The following is a 4,605-nucleotide window of genomic DNA, read 5'->3' as shown; positions in this document are numbered from 1 at the left end:
CGTCGACGGCGGTGGCCGCCGCGCCTCTGCCAGGCGTCGCGGGCTGGTTCAGCGTGCCGCCGTTAGCGCCTGCCGTCAGCGTGCCGCTTGCGTCGCGCAGGCGGTCATCGGCGATAGTCTGCACCTGATAGGTGGCGTTGCGGTCGGTTCTGAAGGTCACCGTCAGGCCCGCCAGCGCCGCGTTCACCTGGGCGCGGGTGCCGCTCAAGACCAGATAGTCGTGCTGGCCGCCGTGGGCGGTAGAGATCGTCGCGCCGCTGCCGGTCGCGTAACCCAGGGTCACGTCGCTGTATTCGCTGGCCACGAAGGCGCTGCCGTCCGCATGCAGCAGACGCACGGTCACCTGCAAATAATCGCTCTCGCCATCGGTCACGCCGTCTGTCAGATCCCCATCTTTGACCGAGAAGCCCGGCAGGGCGTTGCTCGTCGCCGTGGCGCTGGCGATGTTCTTGATGCCCGACGGCGCGGTCACTTCCGGCGCGTCGTCGGTCGGGCGGGTGTAGATCCAGAACGCGTTGCCGGTCTGCTCTTTGTCGCCGTCAGAAATCGTGAAGGTGAACTTATCGTCCGGGGTGGCGGGTTCGCTGTTGCCGCTGCCTTCGGTGCCGTCGTTCAGGTAGTAAATGTACCCGTTCGCCACATCCTGCTGGGTGAAGGAGGAGCCTTTGCCGATGGGGCTGAAGTTCACACCATCTTTGGAATAGGCCAGGGTGCCGTGGGTCGGCGTGCCGGTGATGGTGTACTGCACCTGCATTGAGCTGCTGTCGGAATCGTAGGCTTGCAGCATGGCGCTGGTTATCTGGCCATAGCTTCCTTCGGTGACGTACAGCGGGTTGTTGACTGGCGTGCCGCCAATCAGGTTCGGCGAGCCTGCGGTCACCGTCGGGTCGGCCTGGGTCGGGTCTTTGGCGATCTGCGGCGCGTCGTTGACGTTAGTTATCTGGATTTTCACCGTCGCGTCGCTGGCGGAGGTGGCGCCCCAGCGGTCGGTGGCCGATACGGTAAAGGTGGTGGAGCGCACTTCCGAGCCGTCGCTGACGAAGCGCAGCCCGGTGGTCGAGGCGCTGGCGGTAAGCAGCGAGGCGTTGAGCGTCTGGCCGACGGTAACGTCAACCCACTGCGAGCCGTTGTAGTATTGCAGCGTGCCGCCGTCCGGCAGCGTTTTGATGGTGAACTTCAGGGCGTTGGCGTCGGTCGCGTCGTTGTTATAGGCATAGTTGTTGGCGCTGCCGTCTTTGATCGTCGCGCTCTCTTCCAGCCCGTTGCTGCTGTTGGCGTCGTCCGGGTCGCTTATCGCTATCTGGCCGGTGGTCAGGTAAGCGGTTTCGCCTTCGGCGATTACGGTGGAGGAGGAGCCGGTTACCACCGGCAGATCGTTCACTGGCGTGACGTAGATGTTCAGCGTCGGCGTCCAGATATCGGTCACCGGGTTGCCGTTAGCATCGAGCGTGGTCAGCCCCGCCGAGACAGAGAACGCCGCGGCGTAGACAAAGGTCTCTCCGCCGTCGTGCTGGAAGCGAATATTGCCGCTGTCGAGGTCGGCCTGCGTAAAGGTGGCGTATTCGCCGAGCGTCACCCAGCTGCCGCCGACATTTTTTTGCAGCTCGCCGCCCGTTGCGCCGTTCGAGAAACCAAGGAAGGTATAGACCACCTGCGAGGCGTCCACGCCCGTGGCGGTGTAGCTCAGGCCCGGCACGCTGGAGAAGTCGCCGCTGGTGCCGTTCAGTACGAGGATGCCGCCTTCTTCCACTTCGCCGCGGGCGTAGCCAGAGGTGAAGTCCATGCCCGCCCAGGTGGAATCGCGGTTGGTAATGGTGGTGACGCGATCCGGAATCGTGCCGGGACCGCCGCCCGTGACCACCGCAAGGCCGATGGTAAAGGTAAAGCTGGTCAGCGTTTCGGTGCCCGGCGTGTACACGCCGCCGATGCGGCTGTAGGTCGTGCCGTCGGCGTTCCAGCGCAGCGCAGCGGTGTTGTCCACCACCACAAAGTTGAAGCTGTCGGTGTCACCCGATGCGCTGGCGCTGGCGTACTGCACGTACTGCACTTTGCCGTCGACGATATCCTGCATGGTGAAGGTGCCGCCGTTTTGCAGGCGGTAGCCGTCCAGCGTCAGGTAACCGTGGGTGAGCTTGCTGTCGTCAACGATAAAGCTGAGGTGGTTATCGGTGGAATCCACGTCGCTTGCGCCGATCATCGCAGACGTAAGGGTGACGGCGTTCGCCAGATCGTCCACCTGCGCGTGCAGCGTTACGTTGTCCAGAGTCGGGTCGTCATCCACCGGGCGCACGGTCAGGGTAATGGTGCCGTCGGTGCTGGCCGGCACGCCGGTGCCGCCGCCCTGGTCGGTGACGCGTACGCCAAAGCTGTCGGTGCCCTGGTTTTCACTGCCGTCGTTAGCATAGGTCAGCAGATTGCGATCGGCATAGTCAAAGGTCTGGCCGACGGTGACGGCGACGCCGTTAAACCAGAGCGTGCCGTGGGTCGGCAGGGCGGTAATGGTGAGAGTCAGCGTTGTGTCGCCCGGATCGCCGCCGCCGTCCGCCTCTATATACTGGCCGACGTTGCCGGTGTTGACCGCATTGTTGGGCTGGCCTTCAAAGACCACGCCGCTGCCGCTAAGGGTCGGCGCCTGGTTCTGCGGGGTAATGTTCAGCGTGACGTGGACGGTATCGGACTGCGCCTTCGGCGTCGCGCCGTCGTTGAAGACCGCCGTAAAGCCGTCGGCGGCGTTCTGGTCTGCGCCCGTGGCGGTGTGGACATACTTCACCTTGCCGTCGATCAAATCCTGCTGGGTAAAGATAGAGCCGACGCCCATCCGGTCGCCGTTCAGCGTCAGATAGCCATACTGCGGCAGGTCGGTCAGACCATAGACAATCTGCACGGGCTGCTGGGTGCCCGCCGTTACTTCCGCATCGATGGCGTTAAGGGTCACGGTGGTGATGACGCTGCCGCCCGATTCGATCTCCGGCACGTTCTGGGTGGCGTCGGCCACGCTTACCGGGTCGTTCGACGGGGTCACGGTCACATCGATGGATTTGCTGGTGCTGACGCCCGCGCTGTCGCGCACCGTGACGTCCAGCTTGCCGCTGGCGCCGGTGTTGCCAAGCTCGACGTCAGCGGAGGTAAAGGTGATGCTGTTAAGCCAGGCCTGTGCTTTGCTGGCAGTGCCGGTCATGGTCAGCGAAGCGTTGCTGGTCTGGCTGTCGCTGAGTTTGCCGATGGCGCTGTTGCTCAGGCTCACCGTGACTATGACGGTTTCGCTGGCGTCCGTGGTGCTGACCTGCCAGCCGCTGAGCGTGGCGGTATCGGCGCCTGCGGCGTTAAGGCTGCTCGGCTCGGCGACGGTGATGCCTTTTTCCGGCGCGGTGACTTCCGGCCCGGCCAGCAGGCCGTCGTAATCAAAGGCGAAGGTTTTCGCTTCAATGCTGCCGGTATGGTTTTCCAGCACCCAGTCGCCGGAAAGCGCCGCGCTGCCGGTCATGTCGCTGGAGGCCGCCACGTCCGCCTGAGTCAGTTCGGCGAAGCGGGTGATAAAGGCGTTATCCTGGGCGGAGACGTCGCAGCCGTAAAGCAGGATGTCGCCGCTGTCGCTAAGGCTCGCGCCGATAGCGCTGAGCTGTGAAGACCACGCCGAGAGGTTGTCCGCCGTCAGCACATCGGTGCCAAGCGTAATGGCGTCGGACGCGCCGTGGCTCAGAATATGAATGGCGGAAATATTGGTTTCGCCTTTCAGCGCGTCGGCAAGCTGGCTCAGACCCGAGCTGTTTTCATCGATAATCACCACCTGGCTGCCCTGCGGCACCTGGTCCACCAGCGACTGCCAGCCGGAGATATGCTGGTCTATTACATAGACTTCGCTGGCGGCGCTGCCCGGTTTTTCGCTTGCGGCGTCGGCTGTGGCGGCGTGGGGAATATCCAGCGCCTTCGCGGGTTCGGTGGCGCTTTCATGGTGCACCAGATCGCTTGCCGATGCCTCATGGATGGCGGTTTCAGCCAGAGCGGCTCCATCAAAAAGCTGGCGAGACTCAAGAGCAAAACGATGCGCACGCGGACGTAAACGACGGTTCTTTATTGTAGTCATAGGTTTACTGCTCTTAAAAAATAGAGTGACTGGATAAATATTCTGAGTTCAGCGTTGCCAGGAGCGTACACCATGTCGCCAGGCCAGAGGAGGGCAAACAGGGGATATATTCATCGAAATTATCGAATGGACGCTTAGCGCTCGAAGAATAAATAAATCTTAAAGGACAAACAAGACAGCGCCCCGCCAGCCCTGAAAAAACCAATACGACGAAAGGCTTAACCGTAAGCAAAATTTTATAATTAATTTCATTAACTTAGCATTTGAATACTTTTAAAACAACTCGCTTTTAGTAACAATTAAGCAACGCTGAAAACCGAAAAGGTAAAGCAAAAGTTCGGCGCATTAGAATTAAATACTAACTTCATGAAAAATTCAGGTTATTATTTTATTAATTCCCGTTACCGCATTAGTGAATTATGATTTTTTATAAATTGCGCAAAAAAAAGAGCAAAATCTGCTTGGCCTCTCAATATTAGTAGTATTTAGGTAATGACTCCAACTTACTGATAGTGTTTTAT

At 60.3% G+C, this 4,605-nt stretch carries 1 protein-coding gene; it reads right to left on the bottom strand.

Features of this window, described 5'->3' with window-relative positions; genetic code table 11:
* Positions 1–4,084: cadherin-like domain-containing protein (locus FDX01_RS23305; RefSeq protein ID WP_249360852.1), on the bottom strand; the 4,084-nt coding region annotated here is incomplete at its 3' end.
* Between the last annotated feature and the right edge of the window lie 521 nt (positions 4,085–4,605).

The organism is Citrobacter sp. wls613 (genome assembly GCF_005281195.1).
GTDB classification, from domain to species: Bacteria; Pseudomonadota; Gammaproteobacteria; order Enterobacterales; family Enterobacteriaceae; genus Citrobacter; species Citrobacter gillenii.
This window is presented reverse-complemented; position numbering and strand designations above follow the sequence as displayed.